Annotated in this window: 26 protein-coding genes; 8 read left to right on the forward strand and 18 right to left on the reverse strand. The window is 66.5% G+C overall.

What is annotated here, in order from left to right:
* Positions 1–761: 761 nt before the first annotated feature.
* A complete protein-coding gene (locus Q8M82_RS05140; protein ID WP_305690303.1) occupies positions 762–2,084 on the reverse strand; it encodes a serine hydroxymethyltransferase in 1,323 nt (440 codons plus the stop codon).
* Between the two features lie 128 nt (positions 2,085–2,212).
* Here Q8M82_RS05140 and Q8M82_RS05145 point away from each other — a divergent pair, with 128 nt between their 5' ends.
* A complete protein-coding gene (locus Q8M82_RS05145) occupies positions 2,213–3,103 on the forward strand; it encodes a LysR family transcriptional regulator (RefSeq protein WP_305690304.1) in 891 nt (296 codons plus the stop codon).
* Positions 3,104–3,310: 207 nt separating this feature from the next.
* Here the strand turns inward: Q8M82_RS05145 and cysE are convergent, their stop codons facing one another.
* Together cysE and Q8M82_RS05155 are read right to left on the reverse strand one after the other, a co-directional pair.
* Positions 3,311–4,159 carry a serine O-acetyltransferase gene (gene cysE, locus Q8M82_RS05150; RefSeq protein ID WP_305690305.1) on the reverse strand — a complete coding sequence of 283 codons (849 nt, stop codon included), beginning with the start codon at positions 4,157–4,159 and terminating at the stop codon, positions 3,311–3,313.
* Between the two features lie 177 nt (positions 4,160–4,336).
* Positions 4,337–5,104: an alpha/beta fold hydrolase gene (locus Q8M82_RS05155; protein ID WP_305690306.1), complete on the reverse strand. Its 768-nt coding sequence runs from the start codon at positions 5,102–5,104 to the stop codon at positions 4,337–4,339.
* 96 nt (positions 5,105–5,200) lie between these two features.
* On the opposite strand from Q8M82_RS05155, the gene Q8M82_RS05160 reads away from it, so the two are divergent.
* The 4 genes from Q8M82_RS05160 to Q8M82_RS05175 all read left to right on the forward strand — a co-directional run bounded on the left by Q8M82_RS05160 (position 5,201) and on the right by Q8M82_RS05175 (position 8,402).
* Positions 5,201–6,184, forward strand: a complete 984-nt coding sequence (locus tag Q8M82_RS05160) for a heparan-alpha-glucosaminide N-acetyltransferase (RefSeq protein ID WP_305690307.1) — start codon at positions 5,201–5,203, stop codon at positions 6,182–6,184.
* Between the two features lie 284 nt (positions 6,185–6,468).
* The gene (locus tag Q8M82_RS05165) at positions 6,469–6,720 is read left to right on the forward strand and encodes a zinc-finger domain-containing protein (protein WP_305690308.1); all 252 of its coding nucleotides are present in this window, start codon (positions 6,469–6,471) and stop codon (positions 6,718–6,720) included.
* 96 nt (positions 6,721–6,816) lie between these two features.
* Positions 6,817–8,010: an FAD-dependent monooxygenase gene (locus Q8M82_RS05170; RefSeq protein ID WP_305690309.1), complete on the forward strand. Its 1,194-nt coding sequence runs from the start codon at positions 6,817–6,819 to the stop codon at positions 8,008–8,010.
* Positions 8,011–8,084: 74 nt separating this feature from the next.
* Entirely contained in the window at positions 8,085–8,402 is a 318-nt protein-coding gene (locus Q8M82_RS05175; protein WP_305690310.1) for a hypothetical protein, read from the forward strand.
* Between the two features lie 10 nt (positions 8,403–8,412).
* Here Q8M82_RS05175 and chrA read toward each other — a convergent pair whose 3' ends face one another.
* The 3 genes from chrA to Q8M82_RS05190 form a co-directional block, all read right to left on the reverse strand.
* Positions 8,413–9,807, reverse strand: coding sequence for a chromate efflux transporter (gene chrA, locus Q8M82_RS05180; protein WP_305690311.1), 1,395 nt, complete (start codon positions 9,805–9,807; stop codon positions 8,413–8,415).
* Positions 9,804–10,637 carry a sulfurtransferase/chromate resistance protein gene (locus Q8M82_RS05185; RefSeq protein WP_305690312.1) on the reverse strand — a complete coding sequence of 278 codons (834 nt, stop codon included), beginning with the start codon at positions 10,635–10,637 and terminating at the stop codon, positions 9,804–9,806. The genes chrA and Q8M82_RS05185 overlap by 4 nt, the downstream gene beginning before the upstream one ends.
* A 131-nt stretch (positions 10,638–10,768) precedes the next feature.
* The gene (locus Q8M82_RS05190) at positions 10,769–12,031 is read right to left on the reverse strand and encodes a hemolysin family protein (RefSeq protein WP_371126239.1); all 1,263 of its coding nucleotides are present in this window, start codon (positions 12,029–12,031) and stop codon (positions 10,769–10,771) included.
* A 131-nt stretch (positions 12,032–12,162) separates the two neighbouring features.
* On the opposite strand from Q8M82_RS05190, the gene Q8M82_RS05195 reads away from it, so the two are divergent.
* Positions 12,163–12,837, forward strand: coding sequence for a DUF938 domain-containing protein (locus tag Q8M82_RS05195; protein ID WP_305690314.1), 675 nt, complete (start codon positions 12,163–12,165; stop codon positions 12,835–12,837).
* Positions 12,838–13,000: 163 nt separating this feature from the next.
* On the opposite strand, the gene Q8M82_RS05200 is transcribed toward Q8M82_RS05195, so the two are convergent.
* From Q8M82_RS05200 to Q8M82_RS05250, 11 genes are all read right to left on the reverse strand, one after another.
* Positions 13,001–13,492: a hypothetical protein gene (locus tag Q8M82_RS05200; RefSeq protein WP_305690315.1), complete on the reverse strand. Its 492-nt coding sequence runs from the start codon at positions 13,490–13,492 to the stop codon at positions 13,001–13,003.
* 289 nt (positions 13,493–13,781) lie between these two features.
* Positions 13,782–17,966 carry a phage tail tip lysozyme gene (locus tag Q8M82_RS05205; protein WP_305690316.1) on the reverse strand — a complete coding sequence of 1,395 codons (4,185 nt, stop codon included), beginning with the start codon at positions 17,964–17,966 and terminating at the stop codon, positions 13,782–13,784.
* 88 nt (positions 17,967–18,054) lie between these two features.
* Positions 18,055–18,429, reverse strand: coding sequence for a hypothetical protein (locus tag Q8M82_RS05210; RefSeq protein ID WP_305690317.1), 375 nt, complete (start codon positions 18,427–18,429; stop codon positions 18,055–18,057).
* Between the two features lie 79 nt (positions 18,430–18,508).
* The gene (locus Q8M82_RS05215; protein WP_305690318.1) at positions 18,509–19,492 is read right to left on the reverse strand and encodes a hypothetical protein; all 984 of its coding nucleotides are present in this window, start codon (positions 19,490–19,492) and stop codon (positions 18,509–18,511) included.
* 42 nt (positions 19,493–19,534) lie between these two features.
* Entirely contained in the window at positions 19,535–19,807 is a 273-nt protein-coding gene (locus tag Q8M82_RS05220) for a hypothetical protein (protein ID WP_305690319.1), read from the reverse strand.
* 145 nt (positions 19,808–19,952) lie between these two features.
* Positions 19,953–20,105: a hypothetical protein gene (locus Q8M82_RS05225; RefSeq protein ID WP_305690320.1), complete on the reverse strand. Its 153-nt coding sequence runs from the start codon at positions 20,103–20,105 to the stop codon at positions 19,953–19,955.
* Positions 20,106–20,417: 312 nt separating this feature from the next.
* On the reverse strand, positions 20,418–21,053 hold the full coding sequence (locus Q8M82_RS05230; protein WP_305690321.1) for a hypothetical protein: 636 nt from the start codon (positions 21,051–21,053) through the stop codon (positions 20,418–20,420).
* A 155-nt stretch (positions 21,054–21,208) separates the two neighbouring features.
* Positions 21,209–21,496, reverse strand: a complete 288-nt coding sequence (locus Q8M82_RS05235; protein ID WP_305690322.1) for a hypothetical protein — start codon at positions 21,494–21,496, stop codon at positions 21,209–21,211.
* A 107-nt stretch (positions 21,497–21,603) separates the two neighbouring features.
* Positions 21,604–21,918 (reverse strand): hypothetical protein, encoded by a 315-nt coding sequence (locus Q8M82_RS05240; protein WP_305690323.1) that lies wholly within the window; start codon positions 21,916–21,918, stop codon positions 21,604–21,606.
* 259 nt (positions 21,919–22,177) lie between these two features.
* Complete coding sequence (locus Q8M82_RS05245) at positions 22,178–22,489, reverse strand: MarR family winged helix-turn-helix transcriptional regulator (protein ID WP_305690324.1); 312 nt, start codon at positions 22,487–22,489, stop codon at positions 22,178–22,180.
* Positions 22,490–22,699: 210 nt separating this feature from the next.
* Entirely contained in the window at positions 22,700–23,344 is a 645-nt protein-coding gene (locus tag Q8M82_RS05250) for a recombinase family protein (RefSeq protein WP_305690325.1), read from the reverse strand.
* 100 nt (positions 23,345–23,444) lie between these two features.
* On the opposite strand from Q8M82_RS05250, the gene Q8M82_RS05255 reads away from it, so the two are divergent.
* Positions 23,445–23,894, forward strand: coding sequence for a BRO-N domain-containing protein (locus Q8M82_RS05255; protein ID WP_371126238.1), 450 nt, complete (start codon positions 23,445–23,447; stop codon positions 23,892–23,894).
* Between the two features lie 64 nt (positions 23,895–23,958).
* On the forward strand, positions 23,959–25,068 hold the full coding sequence (locus Q8M82_RS05260) for an FRG domain-containing protein (protein WP_305690326.1): 1,110 nt from the start codon (positions 23,959–23,961) through the stop codon (positions 25,066–25,068).
* Between the two features lie 26 nt (positions 25,069–25,094).
* Here the strand turns inward: Q8M82_RS05260 and Q8M82_RS05265 are convergent, their stop codons facing one another.
* A complete protein-coding gene (locus tag Q8M82_RS05265) occupies positions 25,095–25,592 on the reverse strand; it encodes a site-specific integrase (RefSeq protein WP_305690327.1) in 498 nt (165 codons plus the stop codon).
* Between the last annotated feature and the right edge of the window lie 254 nt (positions 25,593–25,846).

Genomic DNA, 25,846 nt, shown 5'->3' on the forward strand with positions numbered 1-25,846 from the left:
TAAGCACGATTCGCAAAGTCCAGCATCCGGCCAAGCGATGCCTGCAATCGGTCCTTCCACACCGTTTGTTGAAACCGGAGATTGTGCCACCCCTATAGTTTACCAAATGGGGCCACGTCCCACCCCGCCAACCACTAGAACAAATATAGAACATATCGCAGCATCTGACTAGCGAAATTCCTGGGTCATTACGAGGAATTGCCCATTCGCCCGCATGCAGCCGCAAAACATCGCATCCGGCTGCATCGCCGAGCCGGGAACTCCAGCACGCTAGCCTCTTTCGACCGGCCGCCGCCCTTGTGATCGGTGGCCTTGGACAGAACTATCGGCGAGCCTCGATGTCGGGGTTGCCGGCGTCGGCCACGACGCCTGCCTGCTCTCCGGTTGGGTGCGTTGCCGCGGATGTACCGGTCGCATCAGCGGGAGAGCCGAAGGGCGCACCAAGCGTAGCGTAGCACGGCATAACCGCCCTAACTGCAGCTCTGCTGCGCGGATTCGCCGTCGGCCGCGGCAGCTAGAGCAAGCCCTTTCTCCCATTTCCGCTCGGCGCCGACGGTCCCGCGCAGGGCGTTCCGGTCCCGGCTTGCGCCGCTGATCACAAAGGTTAACCTGTCGCTCTGACCGCTGGATGGCCCGCGCTTCACACGATCCCGCCGACCAAGCCGCGCCGAAAAATCCTTGCTATCGCGGTCGTCGGTTCTCCACGCCAGGTGGAATGCCGAAAGCGGACCTTCTAAGCGTCAGCTAAGGGCCCTCCCCCCTCACCGCATAAAACACAGCTCCCGGAACTTCCCCCGGAACGCCGTCACGTCCCGCGCGATCGCCTCCGCCGGGCGCGAGCCGTTCAGCCCTTCGGCGATGTAGGCCGCGAGTTCGGGCATGTCGGCTGGCGTCATGCCGAAGCGGACGATCTCGGGGGTGCCCAGCCGCAGGCCGTTGACGTCTCCCGCCACCTCCGGGAGTGGCAGGCCGATGCCGCAGCTCAGGATGTTGATGGCGCGCAGCTTTTGCGCCGCCGCCTGGCCGCCGCCATAGGCATGCGCCTCGATCGCGAACTGGTGCGAGGTGGTGATGCCGCGCTCGCGGGCATAGACCGGCACCTGCCGCTCGCAGAGCGCCTCGCCCAGCGCCTTGGCGGTGGCGGCCATCATCTGCGCGTAATCGCGGCCAAAAGCCTTCCAGTCGAGCAGCGTGATCGCGAGCGAGGCCGATTTCGCCGCGTCGAAATTCGCCGTCAGGCCGGGATAGGCGATGGCGTCGAGCCGTTCCGCGATGGCGGCGTCATTGGTGACGATCAGGCCCGAGGGCGGGCCGCCGAGGCTCTTATAGGTGCTCATCGTCATCAGATGGGCGCCCTCCTCCAGCGGCTGCTGCCAGGCCTGGCCGGCGATCATCCCCGACATGTGGGCCGCGTCGAACAGCACGAGCGCGCCGATTTCGTCGGCGATGGCGCGGATTTCGCGGATCGGATGCGGGAACAGGTTCAGGCTGGCGCCGATAGTGATCATCTTCGGCTTCAGCCGCAGCGCATCCGCCCGCAACTGCGCGACATCGACGGTGTAGTTGACCGGATCGACCGGGGCCGGATGGGTGACGATGCCATAGAGCCCGGCCGCACCGGCGCCGTGATGCGTGACATGCCCGCCGATCGAGGGCGGCGGCGCGATGATGCAGTCGCCGGGCTTGGCGGCGACCATGAAGGCGTAGAGATTGGCGATGGCGCCCGAGGGCACGCGGATCTCGGCATATGTCGCGCCGAAAACCTCGGCCGCGAGCTCGGCGGCAATGACCTCGATCTGCTCGATCGCCTCCAGCCCCATCTCGTATTTCTCGCCGGGATAGCCGAGCGAGGGCCGCGCACCGAGCCCGGACGCCAGCGCCGCTTCGGCGCGCGGGTTCATGATGTTGGTCGCGGGGTTGAGGTTGAAGCAGTCGCGCTCATGGATGTTGCGGTTTTCCGCCGTCAGCTCCGAAAGCCTGGCCTCGATCGCGTCGAGCGGCTGGCCGCTGACGCCGGCGGCAATTCCGAGCACATAATCCTCGCTCGCCGCGGGAACCCAGTCGCGCCTGCCCAGTGCCGTCATCGCCATTCTCCCGCCCCGACGGGGCCTGCCTGAAACCGAAGCCATAGGAGCGGTTTGCGCCGCCTGGCGCAAACGAGTATTCGTCGCGCGAAGGCGGAGAAAATCTCAGCCTCCCGCCGGACCCTTCCATGGCCGTCAAGCCGCCCCGCCCCCGCCTGCCCTCACTCAAGGCGCTCCGCGCTTTCGAGGCCGCGGCGCGTCTGGAAAGCTTCACCGAGGCCGCCGCCGAACTCGGCGTCACGCCCGGCGCCGTCACCCAGCAGATCCGCCAGCTCGAGGCCGCTCTCGGCCTGCCGCTTTTCCGCCGGCTGCCGCAGGGCGTGGTGCCGACGGTCGCCGCGCGCGAGGCGCTGCCAAGGCTGACGCGCGGCTTCGACATCCTGGCCCAGGCCGCCCAGAGCCTGCGCGAGAGCGAGAGCCAGCGCGCGCTCACCATCGCCGCTTTGCCCTGCATCGCCCAGCTCTGGCTCTCGCCGCGCCTGCCCGCCCTGCAGCGCGCCTGGCCGGATCTGCAGGTTTCGATAGCGGCCATGGAGTCGCCGCCCGATCCGCGCCGCGAGCCGCATGACCTCGCGATCTTCTACCGCGAGCCTGGCTCGACTCCCGACGCGCTGACGCTGCCGGGCGAGGATGCGATCCTGCCGGTCTGCGCGCCCGCTCTCGCGGAGCGCATCGGCACGCTCGCCGATCTCGCCGGCCAGACCCTGCTGCACGATGCCGTCTGGCAGAGCGACTGGGCGCGCTGGCTCGCTTATGCCAGCGCGGCGCGCACCCTCGATGCGTCACGCGGCCCGCGCTTCTCGCTCTACAGCCTGGCGCTGGATGCGGCGCTGACGGGTTCCGGCGTGCTGATGGGACGGCTCTCGCTGGTCGCGCCGCTGCTGGCGCAGGGCCGGCTCGTCGCGCCGCTCCGGCCACCGCTGCCGCTCAGCGAACGGCTGACCGTGGCGCCGGCGACGGCGGAGCGCCCGCATCCGCGCCAGGCCGAGATCGCCGCCTGGCTGGTCTCACAGGGGTAGGACTGTCGGTCTCTCGAACGAAACGCGTTGTCATCCCGGACGAAGCCCTCGGGTCCGATCTTCGATCGGCCCAAGGATGAACTCCGCGAATATCCGGGATCCATTCCGGGGCACGTCCCGGTGAGGTTCCGGAATGGGTCCCGGGCCAAGCCCGGGACGACCGCGTGTTTCAACATCACGAGCGGGCCTGCGCTGAGGCCGCCAGCCTCAGATATAGGAGCCGCAATCGCCGCCGAGGATCTGGTCCATCGAGCGCGAGGGCTCGGCGCAGCCGGCCTCGCCGACCACCTTCGCCGGCACGCCCGCGACCGTCTTGTTGCGCGGCACGCTTGCCAGCACGACCGAGCCCGCCGCGACGCGCGAGCACTGGCCGACCTCGATATTGCCGAGAATCTTGGCGCCGGCGCCGAGCAGCACGCCCTTGCGGATCTTGGGATGGCGGTCGCCGCCCTGCTTGCCGGTGCCGCCCAGCGTAACGCCGTGCAGCATCGAGACGTCGTCCTCGATCACCGCCGTCTCGCCGACGACGAGCCCGGTGGCATGGTCGAGGAAGATGCCCTTGCCGATGCGCGCGGCGGGGTTGATGTCGGTCTGGAAGACCTCGGAAGCGCGGCTCTGCAGATAGAGCGCGAAATCGCGCCGGTCCCGCCGCCACAGCCAATGCGCCAGCCGGTGGCATTGCAGCGCGTGGAAGCCCTTGAAGAACAGCACCGGCTCGAGCACGCGGTAGCAGGCCGGGTCGCGGTCGAGCACGGCGACGACATCGGCACGCATGCCGGCGCCAATCGCCTCATCGGCAGCGAGCGCCTCGGCGAAAGCCTGTTCGATCAGATCCGCGGTCACGGCGGGATGGCCGAGCCGCGCGGCGACGCGGTGGCCCACCGCCGCCTCGAAGCTCGGCTGGTTGAGCACGGAGGCGACGATCAGGCTGCCCAGCGCCGGCTCGGCGGCGACGGCGGCTTCCGCCTCGCGCCGGAGCCGGGACCAGACGGGATCGAGCCGTTCGAGCCCGCTCTTGGGGTCGCGGGCTTCGACGACGGAGCGTCCTGACGACATGGTTGTTCTCCGCGAAAGTCGTTCGGCGATGCCGATCCTAGCATCCGAGGCGGCATCGACGCCAAAGCTGTTTGCGAGCCGCACGCGGTTCCGGATGTGGTGCGCCGGATTCACTTTGTCAAAACCGTTCCGCAAAGGCTTGTCATCAGGGGATTTTCGAACCGCCCCCCGGCAACCTCACAAACGCGACAGGAAGTCGAGCACCGCCTGCTTGTGGGTCTTGTCGCCGACGGCGAGATTGTGGTCGCGGCCCTGGATGTCGAAGGCCTCCGCACCCGGGATCAGCCGCGCCAACGCCGGGCCCGAGCCCGCGACATCGTCCGTCGTGCCGACGCTGACGAGCGTGGGAACCGCGATCCGGCCGACCTCGGCCTCGCTCAGCGTCTGCCGCGAGCCGCGGATGCAGGCGGCGAGCGCGTTCAGGTCGCTCTTCGTCGCCTCGGCGAAGGCGCGGAACATGCGCTGCATCGGGTCGGTCAGGCCATCAAGCGAGGGCGCCTCCATCGCGTCCGCAATGCCCAGCGGCAGGCCGACGCCCTCGACGAGATGGATGCCGAGCCCACCGAGCAGGAGCGCGGTCAGCCGCTGCGGATGCGCCAGCGCCAGATGGGCGGAAATGCGCGCGCCCATCGAATAGCCCATCACCACCGCGCGGGGGATATCGAGATGGTCCATCAGCCGCCGCACATCCTCGGCCATGATCTGGGATGAATAGGCGGCGGGCTCGTAGAGCTTCTGGCTCTGGCCATGGCCGCGATTGTCGAGCGCGACGACGCGGTAGCCGGCATGGGTCAGCGTCTTCGTCCACTGCGTGTTGACCCAGTTGACCATGTGGCTGGAGCCGAAGCCATGGACCAGGACCACGGTGGCATGGCGGTCGACATCGCCGGTGGGGGCGAGATCGATGAAGGCGAGGCTGACGCCGTCGGAAGAGAAGCTCTGCATGGCGCACCGTTACCGTCGCGGGAATTGCGCTCTCCCATGCCACCAACGCCTCGGCTTGGGTAGCGGCCGCAGCGCAGCCTGCCTATGAAGGCCGGCATGAGCGCCGTCCCGCCTCCCCCTGCCGCCCCCTCGCCGCGCCTGCGGCTGGAGGCCGTCGACCTCGCCCGGGGCCTCGCGCTTCTGGCGATGTTCGTCTTCCACTTCGCCTATGATCTTTCCTATTTCGGGCTGATCGAGACACATGTCCCCTCCGAACCCGGCTGGCGCTGGTTCGCGAGGCTGATCGCCGGTTCCTTCCTGACGCTGGTCGGCATCAGCCTGGTGCTGGCCACCCGGACCGGACTGAACCGGCCCGCCTTCCTGAAGCGGCTCGCAATGGTTTCGGGTGCCGCCGCGCTGGTGACGCTCGCGACCTATTTTGCGATGCCGCGCAGCTTCATCTTCTTCGGCATCCTGCATCATGTCACGCTCGGCAGCGTGCTCGCTCTGCCCTTCCTGCGCCTGCCGGTTGCCGCCGTGGCGGTCGCTGCGATCGTCGCCTTCGCCCTGCCGGTCCTCGTCGCCCATCCTCTGCTCGACCAGCCTGCCCTCGCCTGGCTCGGATTCTCGCGCGCGCCGATCGTGACCGCGGATTTCGTGCCGGTCTTTCCATGGTTCGGCTGCGTGCTCGGCGGCGTCGTGCTGGCGCGGCTCGCTTTGCCGCGACTGGTCGGCAGCCGCTTTGCCGCCTGGCGTCCGGCCTCGCTGCCGGCCCGGATCGTCGCCTGGGGCGGCCGCCATAGCCTTCTGGTCTATCTCGTCCATCAGCCGGTCTTCATCGGCGCGCTGATGCTGGCCCTGCAGCTGTCCCCCTCGCCGCCCGCCTCGCAGGAGCGCGGCTTCATGCTGTCCTGCCAGAGCAGCTGCGCCGCCGGACCGCTCGGCGCGGAGGCCTGCGAGCGGCTCTGCGTCTGCACCGCCGATTCGCTGAAGCGGGAGGGGCTGTGGGCGGCGACGCTGGCGGACCGGCTCGACGAGGTCGGGCGCGGGCGCGTCACCGAGCTCGCCCAGGCCTGCCTGCGCCCGGCGGCACCGCGCTGAGAATTACGCGAGCGAAGCATCGCCGACGCGCCTCCCTCCCCCCGCTTGCGGTGGGGAGGGCCGGAGTGGGGGGCAGTGCCGCTCGGCGCTACGACCCAGAAAAGGGCTCTGGCTTGGCCGCCGCCCATCCCTAACCCTTCCCCACCGCAAGCGGGGGGAACGGGATCGGGCCGCCACTGGACCGAGCCCGCGCCCGGCGGCACCACGCTGAGACAATCGCGCACTGGCGCGCAGCCGCCCGGCGCGATAGTTTGATGCCACATCACGAAGCAAGAGCGACAATCATGGCCGATCACGGCATTCCGCATTTCCACAACGACAAGGGCGTCGCCGTCATCCATGTCGGTGCGCGCGAATTCATGTGCATCGGTGCCAAGCCGCCTTTCGACCACCCGCATGTCTATCTCGACATGGGCGCCGACCATGAGATCGTCTGCCCCTATTGCTCAACGCTCTACAAATTCGACGCGAACCTGAAGGCCGGCACCTGCTCGCCGCCCGAATGCGCCCATCACGAGACGGCCCAGGCCGCCTGACGGCACCCTTCCCCTGAGCCGGCCGCCCCGGCGGCCTTGCGGCACGCCTCGCGCAGGGGGCTGCCGTCCCGCCTCGACGACGAAGGCCTGAGCCGCGTGCCCGCTCCCCATGTCCTGATCGCCGGCGCCGGCATCGGCGGGCTCACCGCCGCGCTGGCGATGGCCCGCCGCGGCATCGCCGTCACCGTGGTCGAGAAGCGCACCGGCTTCGGCGAACTCGGCGCCGGACTGCAGATCAGCCCGAACTCCGGACGCGTTCTCGACGGCCTCGACCTCGCCCTGCCCTTGCGTCGCGTCGCCGTCTCCTCGCATGGCCTGGCGGTCCGGCGCTGGCGCGACGGCCTGGCGCTGCTGGAGATGCCGTCCCATCCCGAGCGGCTGGCGACGCCCTACCGGCTGCTCAAGCGCAGCGACCTCCACACCGTCCTGCTCGATGCCGCCCGCAGCATGCCGAATATCCGCCTCGTCGTTGGCCGCGGCCTCGAGAACGTGACGCAGGAGGCCGACGGCGTCTCGACCACGCTCACCGGCACCAGCGGACAGTCGGAGCACTTGTCGGGCCTCGCTTTGATCGGCGCCGACGGGCTCTGGTCCCGCCTGCGCGATGCCGTAGGCGACACCTCACCCCCGGTCTTCACCGGCTTCGAGGCCTGGCGGGCGCTGGCGCCGGCCAGTGAGCGCGGCCCGGCGCGGGTCCAGCTCCATCTCGGCGACGGCCGCCACGCCGTGCATTACCCGGTCGCAGCCGGGCGCGAGACCAATCTCGTCATCATCCGCCGCAGCGCGGAGGCCCGCGAGGGCTGGTCGCGCGAAGGCGATCCGCGCCTGCCAGCCAGCACCGTCGCCCAGGCCTCGCAGGGACTGCGCGATCTCGTCGCCGTGGCCTCGGGCTGGCAGGTCTGGTCGCTGTTCGACCGCAAGCCGGCCGCGATGGCGCAGGGCCGCATCGCGCTGCTGGGCGATGCCGCCCATCCCGTGCTGCCCTTCCTCGCCCAGGGCGCCTCGCTGGCGATCGAGGATGCGGCAGTGCTGGCGCGGCTCCTGGCCCAGGCGCTGGAGACGGAGGGGCCGCAAGCCGTTCCCGCCGCCCTGTCCGCCTATGCCACGGCTCGCGCCGCCCGCGTCGCCCGTGTCCAGGAGGCGAGCCGCGGCAATGGCCGCAGCTTCCATCTCGGCTGGCCGCTCGCCATCGGGCGCGACCTCGCCCTGCGCCATCTCGGCGCCGAGGGTCTGAGCCGACGCTATGCCTGGCTCTATGATTGGCAGGATGGCGACCGGAGCGAAGGCTGAGCCGGCGACCACGGGTGATCTCGCCTTCGCCGCAATTCGGACCTAGCTTGGGGAGAGGTCAGGAACGAAAGCAGATGATCCGGGTCAATTTCTCTGAGCAGATCGGCGGCCGCGCCGCGGCGATGCCACGCTGGGCCGCCTGGCTGGCGATGGCTGCGAGCCTGGTGATCGGCGTCGTGCTCTTCCTGCTGGCCGCCAGCCTGGCCCTGATCCTGCTGCCGGTCGCGGCGCTGGCCGGCGCCATCGCGATCTGGCGCCTGCGCCGCCGCATGAAGGCCGCGGGCTTCGGTGCGCCCGGCGCCTTTTCCGAGCGTCCGCCCTCGCCCGCGCGCGGCGAGATCGTCGACGCCGAGTACAGGATCATCGACTCCGGCGAGCCTCCACGCCGCTGAGCGAAGTCGCTCAGGCCGGCAGGCGGCTCAGGAGGACGCCGGCTGCCGCGCAGACGGCGAGCGTCGGGATCATCCCGACCTTGAAGCGCAGCATCGCGACCATGGCGCCGGCGCTGAGCAGCGCGGTGCGCCAGTCGAGCGACGCCAGGACCGAAAAGTCCGGCGAGAGCCCGAGAACGGCGACCGGGCGGACCTCCCTGAACAGAACGTGCAGGCCGAACCAGAGCGCGAGGTTCATGATCACGCCCACCACGGCGGCCGTGATCGCGCCCAGCGCCGCCGACAGCGCCCGGTTGCCGCGCAGAGCCTCGACATAGGGACCGCCGAGGAAGATCCAGAGAAAGCAGGGCGCGAACGTCACCCAGAGCGTCAGAAATGCGCCCAGGCTACCCGCCAGAAGCGGCGACAACGCGCCCCCGCCGCGGTAGCCGGCGAGAAACCCGACGAACTGCAGCACCAGGATCAGCGGACCCGGCGTCGTCTCGGCGAGACCCAGCCCGTCGATCATCTCGCCGGGCCGCAGCCAGCCATGGGTCTCGACCGCCGCCTGGGCGACATAGGCCAGCACCGCATAGGCGCCGCCGAAGGTGACGACGGCCATCGTGCTGAAGAAGCGTCCGAGCTGCGTCCAGACGCTGCTCTCACCCGTCCACAGCCAGAGGAGGAGAACCGGAGCGAGCCAGAGCGGCAGCCAGATCGCGAGCGTCCGCAAGGCCCGACCGGTCGAGGGCCGGACATGGTCGAGTTCGCCGCGCGCAAACAGCGCGTCGACGACGCCCGTGACAGCGGGACCCGCCCTGCCATGGCCCGCCTGCGCGTCGAACAGCGCCGGGCTCAGCCGGTGGCCGGCCCAGCCGACCAGCCCGGCAGCCAGGATGATCGCCGGAAACGGCACCTTGAACAGGAAGATGGCGAGAAAGGCGGCGATGGCGAGCACCACCATCGCCCGGTTCTTCAGGGCGCGGCGGCTGATCCGCAGGCCCGCCTCGATCACCACCGCGAGCACCGCCGCCTTGATGCCGAAGAACAGCCCGTCGACGAGCGGCACCTCGCGATACAGAACGTAGAGAATGCTCAGGCCCAGCATCACCGCCGCGCCCGGCAGGATGAAGAGCAGCCCGGCGATCAGCCCGCCGAGGGTGCGGTGCATCAGCCAGCCGATATAGACGGCGAGCTGCTGTGCCTCGGGGCCGGGCAGAAGCATGCAGTAGTTCAGCGCATGCAGGAACCGCTCCTCGCCGATCCAGCGGCGCTCCTCGACGAGCTCCTTGTGCATCAGCGCGATCTGCCCGGCCGGTCCGCCGAAAGAGAGCAGGCCGATGCGCGCCCAGACGCGCGTCGCCTCCGCCAGCGTCGGAAGTTCGGCCCGGGCAGCGGAGGCGTCGTTGGATGAGAGGGAAGTCACGATGTCGGCCCTTTGGCAGTGGCGGCCCCGATCGGCCAGTTATGGGTTTCCTCGCTGGCATCCCGGCACCAGCGATACATCGCGTCATAGAGCAGCATGCCGGCATCCAGCTGCGCGAGATCGTCCCGGAACATGCGCGAGAGACCCAGCGACGCCGCCAGAAATCCCGCAGCCTCGGGCACGCTCTCCAGGGTCGCGGTATCGGCGGCGCGAACGATCGCCGCAAGCCGCTCGAGCGCCGGGCTGGCGAGCCCGAATTCCTCGATCATGACGTCGAAGCTGCAGCGTTCGCCCCGGTGGCTCCAGAACACGCCCTCGATGTCGAAGGGCGTCGCGGCGAAGCGCTCCGCGACGGCCGCGACCTCCGAGGGCGACACGAACAGGAAGACGGCGTGGCGGTCGACGAAACGCCGGATCAGCCAGGGGCAGGCGATCCGGTCGACCTTCGGCCGGGTCCGCGTGACCCAGACGCTGCGGCCCGCGGCATCGCGTGGCGGCAGCGCCGCGCTGCGCAGCAGGAGGCCGCCCGCGTCGCGCCAGGCCTCGAAGCCGCCCGCGAGGTTTTCGGCGGAGACGCCGTGGTGGCGCAGCCAGGCCGCGACGCCCTCGCTGAGCTTGAGGCCGCGCTGGCAGGACACCACCACGCGCTGCCCGGCATAGGCCTTGGCCCAGACGCTGACATCGCCGTGGGAGCGGCTGTCCGAGCCCGGCAGCCCGCGCGGATCGGCCGCGACATCGTCGGGGATCCGGACATCGATGATGACGGGCGCATCGGGCAGGCCGACGAGCTTCGACAACTGGGCAGCGCTGATCGAGATGTTGGAAGACATGGGCGTCCATCCTGAAGCTGAGGATATTGGACGCGAGCCTTGGGCCGAAGCCTCACGGGGTCGTCGCGGTGAACCCCTGAACCGCCTTAAACCACAGGCCACCGCCGGACGTCAAACACCGCAAGGCCGGATCAGTCGATCCGGCTGACCAGGACCTTGTCGATGCGGCGACCGTCGAGATCGACGACCTCGAAGCGCCAATGCCCCTTCTCGAAGACCTCGCCCACGACCGGCAGATGGTTCAGCTCGGCCAGGATGAAGCCGGCGACCGTCTGGAAATCGGCGTCGCGCGGGATCGGAATGCCGAGTTCGTGCGAGAACTCGTCGACCTGCATCCAACCCGCCACCAGCCAGGAGCCGTCGGCGCGCGTCACGATCGGCGGCTCGTCCTGCTCTTCCTCCTGGAAGGCGCCGATGATCGCCTCCAGCACGTCGCCGGGCGTGATGATGCCCTCGAAATGCCCGTACTCGTCGAAAACCAGGGCCATATGGACCCGCGAGGCGCGGATTTCGCGCAGCACCTGCAGGGCGCCCGCCGTGTCCATCACCACTGGCGCCTCGCTGACAAGCCCGCGCAGATCATGCGTGCCGCCATCTGAGAGGAAGTCGATCATCTCCTTGACCAGCACGACACCGATGATCGAATCCCCCTCGCCGTCCTGCACCGGCAGGCGCGAGCGGCGCGTCGCGCGCAGCTGCTCGCGGATCTCGTCGGCACTGTCGGCGAGATCGATCACCTCGACCTCGCGGCGCGGCGTCATCAGGGCGCGGGCCGAACGGTCGGCCAGGCGCATCACGCCCGAGATCATCTCGCGCTCGTCGCGCTCCAGCACGCCGGCCGTCTCGGCCTCGGCGATGATGGTGCGGACCTCCTCCTCGGTGACCTTCTCCTCCGACTCGCCCCTCTGGCCGAGCAGCGCGAGCACCGCACGCCCCGAGATATCGAGCAGGAAAACCAGCGGTGCGCCGACCTTGGACAGCAGCAGCATCGCCGGCGCGACGCGCGCCGCCACCCGCTCGGGATCGCGCAGCGCGATCTGCTTGGGCACCAGCTCGCCGATGATCAGCGAGAGATAAGTGATCGCGACAACGACGAGGCCGACGCCGAACCCGTCCGAGACCACCCGCGAGAAGCCCTGCCCGGCCAGGAATTCAGACAGCCGCGCGCCGAGCGTGGCGCCCGAGAAGGCGCCCGAGAGCACACCGACGAGCGTGATGCCGATCTGGACGGTCGAGAGGAAACGGCCGGGATTGTCGGAGAGCCGCAGCGCCGTCGTGGCGCCCTTGCTGCCCTGATCGCTGAGAACCCTGAGGCGGGCCGGCCGGGAGGAGACGACCGCGAGCTCGGACATGGCGAGCAGACCGTTGATGACGGTCAGGGCCACGACGATCAGAATTTCGGTTAACAAAACCAGTCCGTATCATGCAGAGCCGCAGCGATGGCGGCCTGCTTCCTCGCCCCTTATAGCGGATGTCGCGCCGCTGGCGATGGTTCGGGGCGAAATTTTTGCGAGGAGGACGCGCGATGACCCAGCAAGAGCCCGCTCCCTGGGACCCGGCGTTGGCGCCCGCCGACGCCGACCGGCGCCTTCACGCTCCCGCCGCCGCGCGCAACCGCGACGCCATCCTCTCCGTCCTTCGTTCCGTGCTGCCGCCGGCGGGAACGGTGCTGGAGATCGCCAGCGGCTCGGGCGAGCACGCGATCCACTTCGCCTCTGCCCTGCCGGACCTGACCTTCCGGCCGAGCGACCCGGCGCCGGAGGCGCTCGCCAGCATCGCCGGCTGGACGACGCAGGCGGGCGCGACCAACGTGCTGCCGCCGCTGCGGCTCGACGCCACGGACTCCGCCTGGCCGGGGACCCTGCCGCCCGGCGAGACGCCGGCCGCGATCCTCTGCATCAACATGATCCACATCGCCCCCTGGGCGGCGACGGAGGGGCTGTTGCGCGGCGCGGGCGCCCTGCTCCCCACGGGCGCGCCACTGATCCTCTACGGCCCCTTCCGCCGCCCCGGCCGCCCGCTCGAACCCGGCAACGCCGCCTTCGACGCGAGCCTGCGCGAACGCGACCCGGCCTTCGGCCTGCGCGACCTCGGCGAGGTCACGGCGCTGGCGGCGGCGGCGGGGTTCGGCACGCCGGAGGTGATCGAGATGCCCGCGAACAATCTGACGGTGGTGTTCGGGAAGCAGGCCGGGCGCTGAAACGGCGATGACCGAGGTGGTGCGGACGGCGGGGGACCGCGCAGGCAACAGCTAACCATTGAAATTGCTTGTCTTTTTCGCTCGCTAGACCGCACCTCTGTAGCGGTCTTTGTAGCGGCTGGCAAGCGTGCCTCGCGGTGCTCCCTCGGTCGCCGCCACTGGATTACGCCCGTTCTTCCGATGGCGATGGCGCAGCTGCTTCGCTCCCAACTAAAGCCGGCGCCCAAACGTCCAGTAAAGCATCTGAAATTGCTCGCCGTTCAAGCCACACCGCTGCAAGGGTAGCGCCATCGATGGCGTGCCACATGATTGAGCCCCTGCTGGATAGGCCAGTAGGCATGATGTGGCCGCGCTGGGGGTCCTTCCTATCATAGGTATAGAGGTCGCTTGCGTCGCCGTTCGGCGGATTGCGCTGCATCTGGAGAGGCTGCTTCAGCCCCGGCCCATTTGCGATCTCGTGCTTATCAATAGGCATCCGCAAAACATGCAACTGGCGGGCAACGGCATGCTCCGGGCCATCTTCCAAAACTAGCCCGCGCTCTTTCCGAAGCCGCGTTATCTCATAAACCGACCCGACCCAGATCTCCGACAGCATCATTTGATAGTGGAAGGCCATGAACTCGATATTGGTCTCCTGCAAATCCTCGCTCGACATGGGCTCATCCTCCATCGCTCTCAGCAGCATGTCGGCCTCACCACACCTTTGGACTGAAACCATCAAGATGCTGTGAGGGAGCTGACCGCCTAATCTTATAGAAGCCGTCACCCAGCGCCGGTGGATGTCTGGATAGCGCGCTGCAGCCATCCGAAACCCCAGCGAAATTGCAGCTCTGACACGCATGGCACCGTTCCAGCCGAGTGACCCCACTAGACGACTTTGCGCGATGTTGGCCAAAAAAACAGGGGGAGGCCTCGGTTGCCCGAAGTCTCCCCCTGAGGGACCGCTAGAACGCCCTCTCAGGCGCCTCGCGGCGTGGTCGCTTGTCGTATTCCGGCAGCTCCCTCACGAACGTGTTCATGAGGTGGACGAAGGGCACCCAATTCCCCCACGGGAACGCCCGCGCGACGTTGCGCACATCCTGTTGCGACAGGTTGTTGTCGCGGGACAGGAGGTTCCCGGCCATACCCCCGAGGCCCTTCTGGACGTCGTCGATAAGGCCGAACGTGGGGTTACCTGTGACGAGGTTGGACGGCTGCGAGGTCATCCGATAGCCGAACACAGGATCAACCCCAGCGGCAGCCAAGGCGGTGTCCGCAACTGCGGGCATGAACGATGACCAGCTAGCCCGCTGGAAACCACCGGCAAGCAGGCCCTCCCACGACAGAGCCTTGTCCAACCGCTCTTCCCGGCGCGGGTCCGTGGCATAGCGGTAGTGGCTGTACGCGATGTGCGTCAGCACGCCGCCTAGCCCGGTCAGCAGGAAGGTCGTTGCCGTCTCCCAATCCCGCATGTGGATGTTGTGCGCGAGGTGACGCGCCCACGCTCCCATGACGAAGGACCGGAACTGGAGCACCGTCTTGCCCAGGGCATCGCCCATGACCCGCGACATCGCGCCGGGGTCGTTGGCCAGTACGGCGTACTCGGCCCACCGCGTCACGCCCATCTGGAAAGCCGAGGCAGCCTCTTGGTCAGCCCAGCTTTCAAGGTTCATCCGGGGCAGCTTCCGGCCCGCGACGCCGCCGTCGATGAGGGTCCGGTTCTCGCGGATCGACTTGAAGATGCGTTCGCCCATCTCCTTGTCGATGCCCATGGCCGTCAGGCGGTCCCAGTTCACACTGTCCCCATCTGCCATGTGGGCGAACTTGGCGTAGACGCCGCGCGCCGCGAAGCGCTGGAGCCCGGTGTTGATCGGCGCCATCAGCGAAAGGGCCGTGGTGGCCCGCTTCAGCTTCGCCATGCCGGCGTCGTAGCGCTCCCCAAGGCTGCCTGTGTGGGCGCCGTCGATGGTGTCCCCTGAGGCGCCGATGCGGGAATGCACGCCGCCTCTGACCCAATCGGTCCCGTAGTTGGTCAGGTACTCCAGATCACGCGCCAGCTCATCGTTGAGCTGCCCGGTTCGGGCGTCTCTCAGGATGTGCCGGAAGGCGGGCATCGCCGACAAGCTGGCTTTGAGCCCCACGGACGCCGCGACGTGGAAGAACTCGTTGACCTGAGCGAAGCCAACGTTGCCCATCACGCGGATGAAGTTGTAATCCCTCAACCGCCGCAGAGCTTGCCCCCATGCTGTCTGGTCGTACCGGCCGCTGAGGCCGAGCACCTGACTGCGGAGGAAGTCGAGGTTCTGGCGATCAAGCTCCAGCCCCTTTACGCGCTGCTCCTGAGACGCCCTGCCCTCCACAACCGCGTCGTCCCACGTCTGGGCAAGGCGCTGCATCATGCGCTCCCAATCGGCCTGTTTGGACAGGCCCGAGACCAGAAATTCCGGCTCGTTGGTCGGCGGCTTCCACTCCCCCGAGATTTCGAAGACGGGGGAGCCGTCCTTCGTTTCGTTGACCTTCATGCCGCCAATGGTGCGCCTGCGGCCGAGCGGAGCGTGGACCTTCCAATCGCCCTTTAGGGACACCAAGAGCGCCGCCAAGGCGTCGTCCACCTTCGACCCCGAGACCAGCTTGTGACCAAGCGTCGAAGCATAGTCCGCAGCCGCCTCGACCAGCGCACGAGCCGCTTCAGGGTCGGCGGACGTGATTGCCGCCCGGTCGATGACAAGCGCCCCACGTTCAAGCCTGAGGTCGATTTCGCCCGCAGCCGTAACAATGCTGGGGTTGGTCGCGCTCGGCCTGATTTCGACGTCCGCCCGCTTGATCGGCTGGACGTGCATGTCGGTGAAGAGCGGGTTCTTCACGCGAACCTGATGAAGGCCAAGCAGTCCCGACATCTGCCGGGAGTAGCTCTCGAAGACCTCCAAGGCGTCGTCTTCGAACAGGTCCATCAGCCGGAACTCCAGCGTCTGGCCGTAGCGAGGGTCCGCCTTGTCGGTGACCGTGAGGTGGTCCGTGAAGGTCTCGTCATAGAGGGCGCGGCGCTTGGCGCGTGGCGAGGCGCCAGCGGTCTTGTCAGCCTTCGGTTTCACCGCCGTCAGGACAGTTTCGACTTCGTTCGGGGAAAGCGTGCCGAACTCCTCCAGCATCTCGCGCAGGGCGTCTTGGTCCTGCCCCGAGATGGCGCGGTCTCCTTTCAGGTCAGCATCGGCTGCCAGCATGCGCAGGCGCGTCACATACCCTTCTGCCCACTTCCGAGCCGCCGCATCGTCCACCTCGGGGTGCATCGCCTTGAAGCCCTTGGCGTAGGCCGAGGCGATGGCGTGGTCGCCGAAGAGCCTGGTCTTCTCTGCCACCCGAACGTTGGACCGCTGCCGCATGAGATAGTTGGCATGCGACTGGACCTGTTCGAAGCCCGGCAGTGCCTCCAGCGAGCGCCCCGAGAGTTTGCCGGGGTCAGCGGCCAGTTCCGCGAAGCGGGCATGCAGCTTGCGGATGGTCGTCGCCATCTTTGTTGCTTGAGGCGAGAACTCCGCTTCCCGCGTCGGGTCGGTGTTACGGATTGCTGCGGCGATCTCCTTGCGGAGGGCCGCCTCGGCTGCCGCTCGTTCCGACCACCCGATATCGCGGTCACGGTGGTAGGATTTCAGCGTCGGCTGCCAGTCGCGCGCCAGTTCGCTCATCATGGAGGTGTGCGTATGGCGCTGGTATTCGGTGGCCGCGAAGTCCACCGCGATGGATTTGTCGCTGTTGCCCACGGCGTCCAACCCCAGCTTGCCGCCAACCGCCCGCGCCACTGGGCTTTGGCTGGACTTAAGCTGCCCCACGGCGTCGAAGCGCATCTTGCCCAGTGCGGTCTCCGGGGCTTCGGCCTTCATCCACGCTTCCACCTCAGGATGGAGCACGGACGGCCGAAAGGCGGCAGCGGCGCCCACAGAACCGGAGCCCAAAGCGGTGCCGGTGTGCAGCTCGCCACTCTCCTGCTGGAGGTTGCGCCCGATGCTCCTGAGGGCGTCTGCCTCGGATTGCGTCGCCGGGTTCCTGCGAAGCGCACCGAACGCACCGCCAAGGACCATGCCGGTGCCCGCAGCCCAAAGGAGGTCGCTCGTCTCCGCCGTCTCCTTGGATACGAAGCGGGGGATTTCCAACGCGACGTTGGCAGTTGCCGCTGTTGCGCCGCTCGCAAGGATGCGTCCCATGCGGCCGAGCTTGGCGATGCCGGCTGCCTCAGGAATGGCGAGCGACGCCGCCAAGCCGACAGGCTCTAGCATTTCCCCGAGAATGGCCCCCGCCGTTCCCCGCCATCCCGATGCGCCGATGCGCTCTTGCATCGCGACTTGGGACTTTATGCGGTCCCTGATGGTGCGCGCATGGGCCTCTGAGGTGGCATCCTCGAAGTTGTCCCAATACTGGCGCGGGACGTCCTTCGTCAGGTCGGTCAGGAGCTGCTGCTTCTGCGACCACCGGAAGTCAGGGTCGGGCTGGTGATCCTCCATCCCCCGGAAGGCCCAGGTCAGCGGGCTGGCGTCCTTGGCCGACTCGTAGGCCGAGCCGAAGAACCCGATAGGCTCGACGCTGTCAGCCGCGTTGCGGCGCTCGATGTCCGTGACGGGACTCTGCGGGCGGATGTTGTTGTCCCCTACCCGGCCCGGTTCGATGGTGGAGCGGACATCGGGGAGGCTGCGGGCCGAGGAGCCCGAGAACTTGTTGAACACGTCCACCGCCGTCCGGCGCCGGCCAGCCCAGTTGTGACCGCCAGCGGGGTTCGCTGCGGTCCAGCCTGCGGGGCGCTCGAAGCTGATGAAGGCGAGAGCCGCCTCGTCGGGCGATTGGGACTTCATCAGGCGGTCGTACACGCCGCGCTCGCTCGTCTTCAGCTCGTGGTCGAGGAAGTCGAGCTGGGTCTTGAGGGCGTAGACGTCGGCGCCGCGCTCGCGGGCGAAGTTCATCAGGTTGGTCTTGCGGCCCGCGCCCGGCTTGGGATCACGCCAGCCGGCGATGCCGAGGCCGGTGCCGCTGTCGTGGATGGCGCGGGTGTTGAGGCTGTCGCCGCTCTCGTTCTGGAGGTTGCCCAAGATACCGGAGACGGCGTTGTCGGAGTAGCCGAGGCCCTTAAGGTAGCCGTAGGCGTTGAATGAGGCGTCGCTCATGAGGGTGTCCTTGAATGCGAAAAGCCCCGCGCGGAGGTGGTCCGAACGGGGCCGTGAGATTGATGGGGCGAGTTGACGCGAGAGGAGTCTAAGCGGCCATCGGCAAGGCGGCGTTCTGCCGCTGCTCTAGCGCCGCAAACGCGCGCCGCATGCTGCGCTGAGCTTTCCGAACGGTGCTGGTGGTCTTGCCGGCCGCAACGCGGAGATTGTCCCGCCGCAGGTTGAGCGAGTTGCCGTCCACCATTTCCACGACCTCCGATTGGCCGAGCTGCTTCAGCAGCAACACCACGGGGAAGCGCTCGTCGGTGAAGGGGCATAGGATGTTGACGCGGCCGGTCATGACGCTGACGTGCCATTGGGCTGCGTCGGGATACCCGAGCGCGAGAAGAGCGTCATAGTCGGCAGGCGAGATAGTGGCCGCATGCAGCTCGCCAGTTGGATGCGCCTTGATCTGGAGTTTCATGGTCCGGTTCCATCAAATGAAAAGGCCCCCGAGAGGTGATCTCCCGAGGGCCTGCTGAAGGGGCTGAGGTGGTGGGGCGTTAACCGCGCGAGAGCTTGACCAGCCCCTGCCGCACCGCTGCCGCGTAGGACATCGTGCCGATACCCGGCAGATCGAGAACGACCTGACCATCGACCTTGCGAACCACAACCCCGGTTTCGGACGTGGCTTCCATCAGGTCAGCGGGGATAGAGCTTTCACCGCTCGCGAGGTACTTGCTGACCAGCTTGGCATAGGCCTTCGGATTGCGGTCCATGACATGCTGGCTCATGGCGTCCTTGAACTCGCCCCGGTGGTGGCGTTCGGCCCATTCCACGAAGCCATCGGGGTCCGTCACGCCCGCCGCGCGGAAGGCCTTGGCAGCCTGTCCAGCGAAGGCGTCCTGCACCTTCGCAAGGTCAGCTTGAAGCGTCTGCGGGCTGACCCTAGCCGCATCGGCCATCGCCCTGATGGTGTCGGTCGAAACCTCCCCCTTCGCGATGACGTCCGTCATGGCTCTGATCTGGGCGCCCTCGGGAGTTCCGTGGACGATGTGGCCGAACAGGTTCTCTGCGCTGCGGTCATCGAAGGCCGTTTCGTTGCCCGTGTAGTCCGGCTGAACGTCCGATTTGGGGGCGTCTTGGGCGCCGGCCCCTCCCGCCTCTTTGGCGGCAAGACCCGTGTCCTTGAAGTCACCCGCCTTGCCGGAGAGATAGCCGAGGCGAAGGGCCACCTTCACGGTCGTGGGGTCGCCGTTGATGGTGACGAGGTCGTTCAACCCCAGCTCGGCCGGCGCCCGCTGGAAACCCGACTGCGTCCGACCCGTTGCGAGGATGTCGGCGTTCGACGGGTCAAGATGGCTGTCGATGGTGGGGCCGTGACTGGCCGGCGCGGTGATGGCCGTGACGTCCGGCCCAACGGCGATCCTCGGGGAAAAACTGAACGGGTTCGTCTTGGGGGCAGGTTCGTGGGCGGCGTTGGCTGCGGCGCGGACCTGAGCTTCGCGCTGTTCGAATACGGCAACGCCGTCGATGAGGTCGGTCATGTTGATGTCCTTGGAGATGCGGAAGAGGGAGGAGCCGCGCGGTCAGCGGGCGAGGTAGTCGTAGGAGTTGCTGCGCGAGGCGGCGGCGGCTTTGGCGTAGGCCAGGGTAAGGACGGCCAATTCGAAAGCGGCCTCGGCTTCCACTTCAAGGGCCCGAATGTGGGCAGTGAGGGTCGCCCGGACGGGGTCGTTGTGATCCCGCGCCGAGAGCGTTTCGTTCTTCGCCGCAACGAGCCGCATGGCCTCGGTGTAGGCGGCATTGGCGTCCGCGAGTTCGGCAGCGGTCAGGGACGCGCGGATGTGTTCGAATGACATGTGATTGGTCTTCCGTGATTAGAAATGGAAAGGCCCCGCCCGGAGGTGATCCGAACGGGGCCGAGATGGGTTTGGAGCTGCACGCAGCCGGGTTTGGCGAGGTGTCAGCTATGCGTGGTGCTGAGGCGGTGCTTCGCTGCCGGGTTCAGCCCCGAGTTTTGGAGAGCGCCTTGGGGCCGTCTGCGATCCAGCCGAAGGTCGGCGTCCAGGCGACTTGCGCGCGCCCCTTGAAGCCGGCGATGAAGCCGCCAGCGTCGTAGGCGATAAAGAGGCGACCGAAGTTGAGAGCAAAGTCCATGGCGCGATGGTCCTAGGCGAAGTGGATGCGGGCGGCGGCTGCCGTCTGCGGGGCTTGGATTAGCTGCGGCTGGAGACCGCGCCAATGCGGCCAAACGACTCCTTGTCGATCTGATGTAGGACCGGTAACATCCTGAAATACCTACCCAATACTGGGATTGTCACACCTGCGGGCCACTCCATGGCTAGGCCCAACGGGGCAGTGGTCAGCACCATGAGAAGCACGACCATGCCCGGCTCTGCCGGTGTACGACCATCGAACTGAGGTCGTTTTTCAGGGTGTAACGGTCATGGGTAATCTACTCGGAACAACCTAGGCCTGCTCATCGTGGAACGGCATCGGGCCGCTGTCGGTCAGGCGCATCAGCGGTGATGATCCCGAACCATCACCTGACAGGGCCTCCGCTTTCCTCCGCTCCCGGTAAGCACGACCCTCAGTCCGCTTCTTGGCGTAGCGGATGACGAGCGCCGGGGAGACCTCGAGAATTTCCGCGATGGTGCGGTGAGGCTTGTCTCTGAAATGGTCCTCGATCCAGCACACCTCCTCCTGCGTCGTCATTGCCCCCCTGCGAGCGGCCTTGAAGTTGTCCAGTGCCGCCCTGATGAGGGGCACTTCGCGGTCTTTTCGGCAGTCCGCATCGTAGTCATCGACGGTCTCAGCCCAGATCGAGGCGATGAGGTCTTGCCCCTTGGGGCTGATGACGTCGAAGGCATGTCGTGAGCGCGTCCAGTCGAGGCGACGGCCGATGCCGATATCGACGAGATGGCGGGGCAGACGATAGTTGCGACCTTCAAGGGCGAGAACGCCCATGTGGTGAAGGATGGCGCGGACCTTCTTGGGACCGACCCCGTGCCTCTCCCCCAGCTCTGTCACCGTCAGCCAATTTCCAATGCTCTGGGTTGTCAACTGGCCGGTTGTCCGGTCCAGCACTTCTTGGGTGTATTCCATGATGGTCCTGCAGAACGACAAAACCCGCCGTGAAGCGGGCCTCAAAGGGGAAGTGGAGCTGTGGTGGAGGTGGCGCGGGGCTTCGCGCGGGGAGTTCAGGTCAGGGCCATCGCGCGCTCGGTCTTCTTGGTCGTCCTGGCCTCAATGAACGTGGGCTAACTCGCCAGAGCAGCGGCAGCAGTCGCGGATACGGCCAGCCCCTCGCGGCGCTCCAGCTCGGCTAGATGCCGCATCAGGCCAGCCTTGGAGCGGAAATGATGCCGGCCATACCAACGGGTCTCCCCGCCATTGCGTCTGCTCGTCTGGACGATCCACTGGACGCCGTCGCGGCATTCGATCAGTCGCCGGCCATCCGAGAGCTGCGCCACGATCCACGCGTAATCGTCGCTGCCTTCCCGGTGGTCCGTGGCCTTGGCCGTCTTGGTCATCGTGTCTTCGATCATGAGATGGAGTTTCCTTGCGTCTGGGGTTGAACGCAGCCGAGGTCAGGCGTCTGCCGATGGTATGGTGACCATCAGGGGCCTTCGGCATCAGGTTCAGGTTGGGAGGATCAGCGGCGAAGCGGGCGGATGAGGTTGGCTCTCCGCAGGTTGAGGCTGTCGCCATCGTGGCATCGGACGGCGCCGCGCTCGATGCCGAGCAAGAGCCGGGCAATCATGACGTTTCGGGACGATGAAGCGTCCCAAGCGCGAACGTATTGGTGACCGTTGCCGCTGGAGTTGAGGAACCACGAGGCGTGGCCGATGGCGGCGATAACGCGTTCGTAGTCGGTGAGATGAAGGACGGCGTGGGTTTGCGCCTTGGCGAACTGAACGCGCACCAAGGCTGTCCCGCAGGCGTCCGCCGCGAGTTCGATAGGGTTCATGTTGGGGGTTCGTTTGCTGTGCCGGTCGAAGCCGGACGTTGGGGAGTGGAGGCCTACAAGGAGGCCAGAAAAGAGATGGGACCCGGACGCTAACGGGCGTTCCTATTTCCTAGGGTGGGTGGTAACCGGCGCGGCTGCTGCTCTGGGTTCTCTGGCCAGCCGGTCGGCAGCCCGGACTACAAGCCTCGGAGCCAATGGATACGACCCGACCGCAACCGCGCTCTGGTCTCCTAGTGTGAGGGGCAATCGCTCCGGCGCCTCAGAGAAGGGAAATCAGGCCCTTCACCGTCGTCTGTCCGCGAGTCGTCAGGGTCAGGATATTGACGCGGCGATCCTCGAAATCCTCGCGCGAGTTGACGAGCCCTAGCCCCCCTCGATCCGACAGCCGGTCCACTATGCGCGCCGCCGTGGACTGCGATAGGGGCACGAACAGCGGCAGCTCGCGCTGATAGATGCTCGGCTTGCTCGCGATCCGCAGGAGCACGAGAGCAACGTTGATCTGCATGCCCTCCTCGACCTCGGTCAACGCTTCAAGGAACTGGATAGCTCGGTGCAGCGCGGGCGTAGGCAAGGCGTCGTCCTGTCGGTAGCGGCGGGTGGATCAAGTGTGGGAAAATCCCGCCCCTGCCGTCCAATGACAAAAATGACTCGATGGACCTCGACTGAGTCACGAAATTGATGAGTTCGGCCCCTCGGCCCTGACCTGCCTGCCCTTCGGGGTCCGCGAGAGGATCAGTGCGGAGGTCGGCTTAGACGGCCTCAGGTTCACCTTCAGGCGCCTTCAGGATGCGATGTCCTGACCCCTTGCCGATGCCTGGGCCGTCTCTTTCGCAATCTTCGCCACCTGTCCCCGGCTGCATCCGGTGATGGCCTGCACCTTCGCCCAAGGCATGCCCGCCTTGAGCAAGGAGGCGATGTTGCCGTTGCGCTCCGCATTCGCCGGGCGACCCTGATAGCGGCCCTCTGCCTTCGCCTTGGCCTGCCCCTGCGCCTGCCTGCGGCGGCGGTCCTCATAGTCCTTGCGGGCAATGGCGGCGAGCATGTCCAGCATCATCGCATTGATGGCGTCGAACATACGTACCGTAAACTCGTCAGCCTTGGGGTCCGCCATGGCCCAGCTAGTAGGTAGGTCGAGGGCTACGACGCGGACGTGACGGGAGGCCAGCTCGGCCTTGAGCTTGGTCCAGTCCTCCGCGTTGAGGCGAGACAGGCGGTCCACCTGTTCAATGAGCAGCACGTCTCCCGGCCTGCTGTCGGACAAGAGCCGGAACAGCTCCGGGCGCTTGAGGGAAGCCCCGCTCTCATTCTCCGCGTAGGTGGCGGCGATGTTGAGGCCCCGCTCGGTGGCGAAGGCCTCGACCTGCTCACGGGCTCGGGTGGCGTCCTGCTCTGCGGTCGAAGCTCTGAGATAGGCACGAATGAACATGGATACCGCCTCCGGTCTCTTTTGGATAGGTCGATATCTATCGGTCCTCTAAGGATAGGTCAATAAGTCTTTTCGGGCGTCTGCCGGCCCGGTCTTCCACATGTACACCCAAAGTGACCGCCCTAGGCACAGCACGCAGCGCCGCGTCTGGAAGCGGGACTGCCCAGAAATTTTCTGTGGAGGTACCGTCCCATCTTACACGCTCATCTCCGAGAGCGGCCTGTTCAAACTCCTCATGCCGAGCACCAAGCCGCAGGCGAAGCCATTCCAAGACTGGATCACCCGCGACGTGCTCCCCTCGATCCGCAAGACGGGCGGATACCAGCTCGGGACCGGCGAGACGCTGCCCCTTCCGGCCAACTTCGCGGACGCCCTGCGCCAGCATGCGGCGACCCGAGCGCTGGACGAAAAGCGGCACCCGATGTTTCGCGGAAGGGGCGCCACGGGGGGAAGTCGCACTTGCCCATTCATCGATGGCCCCTCGGATTTTTCCGGCAAATCCAAGTGCGCGCAGCGCCCGTCCGACAGCTCGCGCGATTTGGTCGGATAAGTCGCCGGTGACCGTTGCTGCAGCGGTCGATCTGTGGCGTCGTAATCGAAATCGGAGCTAGCGAATGGACGGGCAGTGGATAGGTCGGTTCAGTGGATCATCGTCAGGGGTATTTGTTGCAGACCTAGACGACCACCAGACCCATGTCGAAGGGCACGCCTTCCTATTTCAGGACGACGCCAATATCCCCAACACCGTTGCCTTCGTCCGGACCGAAAGTAAGGCTCCTCAGCAGACCTTGACTGTTAGGCCAGCGGCATTGGGCCATGACGGCATCGCAATTCCACCAGAAGTGCTTGTTCAACGGTACCCAGACGCAGATTTTCCAGAGACTGCGATGGTGCAGCTACAGCTTAAGGGCCGTGAACTGCGCGTGAAATGGAGCACCCCAATCGAGACAACCGGCGAAGCAATCTGCAAAGCGAGTTTGTCTGATAGACCGTCGGCTCTCAAGGCGGACCCAGAAATTACAAGCTGGGCTCAATTTCGTCAGTTTGTTGTCAGGCTACCTGCCTATAAATATGTTTTTCGTGGACAGCCATCTCGATGGCGATTGCGTACTGCATTTCATCGAACGCACCGCAAGGATCTTGTTCGATTTACACACAAAGACATGAGCGAGTTGCACCGCGTTTTATCGGCTCGGACGAGGCATTACTTTCAGTTGGGTGACTCTATACAAAACGGAGCATTCTGGCATCTAGCCCAGCATCACGGATACCCTACTCCTCTTTTAGACTGGTCGGCATCACCCTTCGTCGCTGCCTATTTCGCGTTCAGGCCCGACGCTTATAGACCGATGAACCAAGAATATGTGCGAATTTTTATGTTTGACGCCGAGGCGTGGACAAATAGATGCCCACAATATCTTCGAACCTCAGGTATCCGACCTCACTTCTCTCTGCTCGACGCTGTAACTGTTGGCAATGAACGGGCTCTGCCTCAGCAAGCCAGGTCTTTCCTGACGAACGTGGATGACATCGAAGGCTATTTGAAGGGCGTCGAAGAGGCCCACAATGCGGAGTACTTGAGGGCCTTTGACCTGCCGTACAATGAGCGGCTCGATGTCCTGAATGAACTCACTCTGATGGGCGTCACGCCGGGATCGCTGTTCCCTGGACTCGACGGAGCATGCCAAGAACTCAGGGCTCGATACTTTGGCTACGGTGGCTGACGCGCCCGGCGAGGGTGGGCGCTCCCCTACGCCGCAGCCTTCAACAGATACCGAGGGAACTTGCTCATCTCGGCTGCCAAGTCCTCGACTGTTGGCACCTCGTAGTCGTCCCCCACGTCCTTGGACGAGTGACCGCACATGGCCCAGCGTATGCGCTTCTCAATCTGGGCTCGCGCCGCACGCCGCTTGAAGGTGTGACGCCATGCATGGTTCGGCGAGATGCTCGGGTCATTGACGCCGAGGTCGCGGACCCAATCCGCCAACTTCACGCGCGCCTTCACCCAAGGGCCCTGCACCGGGTTTGTCAGGTCGTCTGATTTCTTCCGCTGCCCGTGCGGATCGTAGAACAGCGCCCCCTGCCCTGCCTTCTTCACGAAGTCCAAGAAGCCCTGCTCCACCAGATGCGCATGAACCGGGACCACGCGTGCTTGGCCGCCCTTCACAGCCCCCGCCTCGGGCGTAATCCTGATCGTCCAGAAGCCATCCCGGTGCTGCCTGACGTCCACACCGCGTAGCTGGGTCATCTCGCCCGGTCGGGAGCCGGTGTAAGCACAAAGCCACGGCACCCACCGACGGGCAGCAGCGTTGTGGGCAGCCATTCTCGCGGGCGGGCTGGCGAGGGTTGCAGCGAGGATGCAGGTCGTGTCCCTGCTGGTGGTGTAGCTTCGCGGAGCCACCTCGGTGCCGGCTTGGCCGGGCTGGTCAGGCGGCCACGGCTGGCAGGCTGACGATGGGATCATCGCTGATCGGCGCGATGCTTTCCAGCGTGATGTAGCGG

This window comes from Allobosea sp., from assembly GCF_030694325.1.
In the GTDB taxonomy this organism is placed as follows: Bacteria; Pseudomonadota; Alphaproteobacteria; order Rhizobiales; family Beijerinckiaceae; genus Allobosea.